The organism is Paraglaciecola sp. (assembly GCF_030730205.1).
In the GTDB taxonomy this organism is placed as follows: Bacteria; Pseudomonadota; Gammaproteobacteria; order Enterobacterales; family Alteromonadaceae; genus Paraglaciecola.
In genome coordinates this window covers 1-5,570 of sequence record NZ_JANQVQ010000035.1, presented here as the reverse complement: position 1 = coordinate 5,570, position 5,570 = coordinate 1, and the positions used below count along the sequence as shown (strand labels likewise).

The window sequence follows — 5,570 nt, the reverse complement described above, 5'->3', positions numbered from 1 at the left end:
AAAAGGCGTGCCCCGTTTCGCGAGTTTTTTAAGAATTAAAGCTACGGAATAAAATATAAAAACAGCTCGCCAACACAAGATAACAGTATTAGTTTTTTGTTATCTGAATACGAGCAACTTGATTAGAGAATTCTATGATTTTATCTTTTTTGGGATGAGGTTCTACACCCCAAAGAAGCAAGCTCAAGCCTAAAGCTGAAACGGTTTCCGGCTCACGTTTGCGTATTAATTCTATCTCTTCAACATTTCCGTGAAGGTCGGTTAATTTAATTTTTACGGTGAGTTGTCCCGCCCAAATACATGTAACGCCAGTTGGACATCGCGAGTCTTCTATTGACAGCAATTGCAGCGTTATATCTTGAAATTGCCTAGCATCATTGGCTCGTAAATCTATGGTTTTCTGTACATCTTGTTTAGCCAAAACTAAGGGGCTTTCAACTGATTCACTAGGAAGTTTTAGCGTACTTGTTTCTTCTTTAAGATCAGAACTACAGCCAATTAATCCCGCTAGTACAGCGACCAATAAAAACCAAAACTTTATCATTAGTATTTTCTCCTAAATAAAAAGAAGCTCGGGTTTTGCCGAGCTTCTTGGGTTACTAACTGAGTGGCTTACTGATTAGGGCGCTTGCGGCGCACAACGTGGCGATGAGCACAGTAATGTACACTGACGAGCATCAGAAGCATTAATGATTCCATTTCCATCATTGTCTCGCGGATCACCTGGTTCCGCTGGTTGATTTCTAGCACCAGCGATTAGCCTGATATCGTTAATATCAACAAAACCATCTTCATTAATATCACATTGAAGTGCCTGAGGCTGATCGTCGCATACCAAAGAAACGTCGTCTACTTGTGCATACCAATCCCAATCGCCTGTATTGGGATTAAAATAATGCCAGCGTAATTGGACATTTTCTTCACCTATGTAAGCTGATAAATCTAAAGAAACGGCTTCTCCGGGAGAGGTAAACAATCCACCCGTTGGATGATCCTCAACCCAACTCAACAATGTGCTCCAGGTATTTCCTCCATCAATGGTTATATCTACATTAAGTAATTCAGCAGCAGAGTAGTTCTGATAGTTCACCAAATACTCTACTTGTGCCGTCGTCCAACCTACAAGGCTAAATGAGTTACTATGAAGCTCTGTATTGTATTCCCCAGGAGATGCGTCACTTGAAACAGAAGCTGCGTTGCCAGTTCCGCCAGTGTAGTTACCCCCAATGCCTGATGCCTCAATGTTTGTCCACACAATACCTGTACCCTCATTGTCTACCACATTCCAAGTAGTGGGGATACCTTGATCAAAACCCAAAGGAGCAGTGTTACACGCGATATCGGTAATTACCGCAGTACAAACGCTTGGACTTCCTGGTTTTGCGGTATTATCTTGAATAACTACATCATCAATAAAGAAATTAGTATTGCCGTTTATCCCCCCAACACTGCCTCCAATTTCAAGCGTATGACTTTGCCCATCATTAAAAGGTGCAATAGAGAATGTGTTTTCGACAAAATTACTGTCAACATTGTCACATTCTACTGAACCTATTTCTATTCCATCAATGGTAATTTGTATCGACTCTTCAGGCGTACCACATAGTCCACGCCATGTTTTGACTGTAAGCTCAGTGGCAGCTGCAGGGATGGTAAATTCTTGCGCAACACTACTTGTTACTCCGTCTGCCAATCCACCAATCCAAACTAGCCAGCTACCGCTTGCTGCCAAAGATGCTGCGGGACAACTATTACCTGGACCACATAATGGGAAGCCTGCAACACCTGTGAAACTTGAACTTGCCAACCAATCAGCGTTAGGTACGCCACCTTCAAAGCTCCAGTCTGCCACAATATTAGTACTGTCAGTCGGTCCCTGAGGGCTTGTACAGACAAAGCCACTTTCTACTTGGCAACTACTAGAGCAACCATCGCCACTTGCAGAGTTGCCGTCGTCACACATTTCGCCAAGAGCAAGTTCACCGTCACCACATACTGGGGGTAATTCGGCTGAACATGAATAGGCTTGTACATCATCGATATACCAACCTTTCACACCGTTACAGCCGTCCGTGCCAAGATCAAAACGAAGCTGAATATTATCTCCAGGTAAGGCTAAACCATACAGATCAACTTGTGATTGTCCCCAACTACCTGTCAATCCGCCTTCATTTGTACCAGTAAACGCCTCTTCACCCCCTAGTGGATTATCACTGGGATTTAAGGCGCCGTTATAAGCGTTAAATGAATAGGCCTCGCTAGGTACAACTGTGAATGGACCGCCATTAACACTAATTTTGAGATTGCCACCATCCCAACCGGCTTCTGTTGCTACCCAATGGGTGAATGCAACATGCGGTACTTCGTTTAGTGGAAGTGCTATTACTGGACTATCCAACGCAATAGCACCAGCTTCAGTATCATCTGCACAGTTGCCTGCCACTAGGTCGGGGCCAAATGCAGCATAATTACCTAGATTACCTGTGGGTAAATTACTAACAATTTCCCAGCCGGGGCTGTCAAAGGTACCAGTATTTGCAACGTCATGTTGGCTTACAGACCAACCAATAGGCAGATTATTGCTTTCAAAATCTTCACTAAAGAACGTTTGTACTGTGCCTAAATTGTCACATAGGGCTGGCGCATTCGTAGCAAGGATAGGCTCAAATCCGCACTGAGCCGGAGGTGTACGTAGTTCGACGGCATCAATAATCTCAACTACTTCTTGACAATTAGCCGTCGAAATTATTTCACCTGTAGGCTGCCCATTTAACAAGTCGCTTAGGTCAGTGCCAACAAGGACATTACATGCTGTTTCTAATGCATCAGCATGATCTGCAAAATTGCTTGAGCTTGTTAAAATATTTTGTGCGGTCCAATGGATGTGGGCAGCTTTTGTTAAGCCGAGTCCTGAACCGGAGTATCCGTTATATGAGCCACCATCTACCATTAATGCGTAGGCATGGTTGGGAACACCTGAGTTGGAATGCACACCACCTGAGTCTGCGGAGCTACAGAAATATTCCGCATCAGTGACTTTACCCGGGTCGCCGTAACAGGTAGGGGTCCACATATCACGGATTGCACCGCCAAATCCTGTGGTATCCTCGCCCATTAACCATCTGACACTGTCATCAATATTAGGAGAGCCCGCTCCATAGACAGAGCAACTGCCAGCAGTACGAGGTGTATCAGGAGCGCTAATATCATCACGTCCATTAATGCGATCAACAGTCTCTCCCCAGATATCAGAGTAGGATTCATTAAGGGCGCCAGACTGCCACTGGTATATTAAATTATTAGTATATTCTGTATAGGCGTGACCCCACTCATGCGCGGTGACATCATCACTGGTTAAACCCGGACAAAACGAAATGTAAACGCCGTTCCAAGAAGCATTTGGGCACTGATCACCTCGATTAAAAATTGCATCCATGGTAGCGCCAGCATTGTCAAAAGAATTTCGTCCGTAAGCATTAAAGAAAAAGTCAAAGGTTTCAGCTGAAGCGTAAATCATGTTGTTAGCTTCAACTATAGGCGTGGGAAGGGGGTCACCTTCTACCCAGTATGGCGAGGCAGGATAATTTGGACCAGGGTGAGCTGCGCCTTCCGCGTCATAGGCTCTTCTGTTTAATGCATCATGAATACCGGTAATTTGGTCTATAATTGAACCAGAAAGAGCATCAACATAAACAAACTCTCTTACACTGCCTGCATTATTAGTAATTTCTACTTCATAGACTAAGTGGTCTGCGCCAGGAGCCCCTTTTAATAGCCCTGCTCTGAAAACCATTAAGGTAAGCTGACTTGCTTTAAGATTAACGCCTTTTAATCGTTTTTCTTCTTTATTTCCGGCATTTTTTAATGTTTCAGCATTAAGCTGTATGGTGGGATCTCTTTCAACCTGTTGAATAGCAATTTTTCTCGCTAATGGTTCGCTCAATGTCGGTGTAGTCGGGGCTTTAATATCCGATAAAAATGTGCCGTTGGCCGCTATCATTTCATCATTGCTATTAAAGTGGGTCCGAATTTCACCGCCAAACACCGGCAAACCTTTATAGGTTTGTTTAAAAATACTATGTTGAATACCCGTTTTATGTTGTTTAGAACCGACAATAACCAATTCAGAATCGACATTCTGTATTCCAAATGCACTGCCATAGGTTTTTAAAAAATCGATAGAAGTATTGTTAATATCAACTTTGGCGGGACTTCCTGATCGCAAACTACTTAGTTGAGGATTGGGCGAAAGCTTGATAAATCGAGCGTTACCTGAGTGCTTATCAATACTGATTTGTGCTCTACCAGCGGTGTCTGTCAGCAGCTTTTCAGTTCCTTTGGTGGTTTGACCAATAGCTGCATTCGTATTTAAAATAGCTGAAATAAGTACTACAAGTTTACTAACATGTCGCATGTGAATTTCCTTGTGTTTACTGTCATACTCGTGTGGTTTAAAAAAGTATGACAGACTTTCATTAGACAATATCAAGCAATCATTGCTTGATTTGGCCAGTTGATTAATCCGTGTTTTGAGATCTTAAGTACTTTAAACGTGTTTTTTTCTCGTCAACAACGCAATCATTGCGAGACCAAAAAAGGATAGAGAGGCTGGTGCAGGAACCGTTACCGTAGCATCAGTAATTGTTGCGTCTGTTAAATCAAAAGACAAACCGTTGGCGGTATTAGTCGCATCCCATACAGTTAAAGACAAGTCAGAGCTTTCTCCTGAAGTCGTTGAAACAACATTAAAAAATATTTCAGCTAAGGCAAACATACTTGGTTGAAGGTCATCTAATTGTTCTGGCAATAAAATACTGATTACATATAAATTTAATGTGTTTTCATCAATGTTCAAGCCAAGACTGAAGTCAAAAGCATCGAAGCCGACCTCGCCTAAAAAGTCAAAAAATGAATAGCTAGTAAATTCTAAAACACTTTTGTCAAAGGAAAGGTCTATGTCAAATGTACTTAGAGAATCAGGAGCATAATTTCCTAATCCTTCAACCATGAGTGTCATTGATATATTATCACCTGGATTTAAGTTGGTCTGTTGAGAGGGTTCTAGCCAAAACATGAGACTTGCGTTGGCGATGCTGCTTGTTAATAGGCAAGCAGTCAGGACGAGGTTTTTAAGTAGCTTCATGTAAACTCCATTTTTATTATTGAGGTAGTATTTTTAACCTGCAATTTAAACTGATGAAACGCCTCCAACTAACGAGGCTTAGAGTTCATGAGACTGCATTAAATTGTTGAGTTTCTGTCAATTATTATTTTGTTTATGAACACGAAAATAAAAGTGTCCATCCATTTATAACAATCTTAAAGCGAATGGCAAGTCATTTATTGAACAATATGAGCAATAAATGTACAGCTCATTTGTGGGATGTAACGTTTTTGATACAGATTTAAACAAAAGCTTCATCGGCAGAATATTACCGGGTAACATTGCCTTACGCTTAATTGAACCCAATTGCCTTCACATGCTTAAAACGTATTTTAACTATCTAATCGTTCTTGGTTTTTTGTTTGGGAGTCACGCCAGTTTTGCAAAAGAATCCGTCAATCCAAAC

At 41.8% G+C, this 5,570-nt stretch carries 4 protein-coding genes; 1 reads left to right on the top strand and 3 read right to left on the bottom strand.

Annotated elements, in window-relative coordinates; all coding sequences use genetic code 11:
- Window positions 1-88: 88 nt before the first annotated feature.
- The 3 genes from NWQ57_RS03650 to NWQ57_RS03640 all read right to left on the bottom strand — a co-directional run bounded on the left by NWQ57_RS03650 (window position 89) and on the right by NWQ57_RS03640 (window position 5,143).
- Window positions 89-544: a hypothetical protein gene (locus tag NWQ57_RS03650; RefSeq protein WP_306020704.1), complete on the bottom strand. Its 456-nt coding sequence runs from the start codon at window positions 542-544 to the stop codon at window positions 89-91.
- 75 nt (window positions 545-619) lie between these two features.
- Window positions 620-4,414: a M4 family metallopeptidase gene (locus tag NWQ57_RS03645; protein ID WP_306020703.1), complete on the bottom strand. Its 3,795-nt coding sequence runs from the start codon at window positions 4,412-4,414 to the stop codon at window positions 620-622.
- Window positions 4,415-4,546: 132 nt separating this feature from the next.
- Window positions 4,547-5,143 (bottom strand): hypothetical protein, encoded by a 597-nt coding sequence (locus tag NWQ57_RS03640; RefSeq protein ID WP_306020701.1) that lies wholly within the window; start codon window positions 5,141-5,143, stop codon window positions 4,547-4,549.
- A gap of 220 nt (window positions 5,144-5,363) precedes the next feature.
- Between NWQ57_RS03640 and NWQ57_RS03635 the strand changes: the two genes are divergently transcribed.
- The coding region (locus NWQ57_RS03635; protein WP_306020699.1) for a hypothetical protein at window positions 5,364-5,570 on the top strand (207 nt) is incomplete at its 3' end.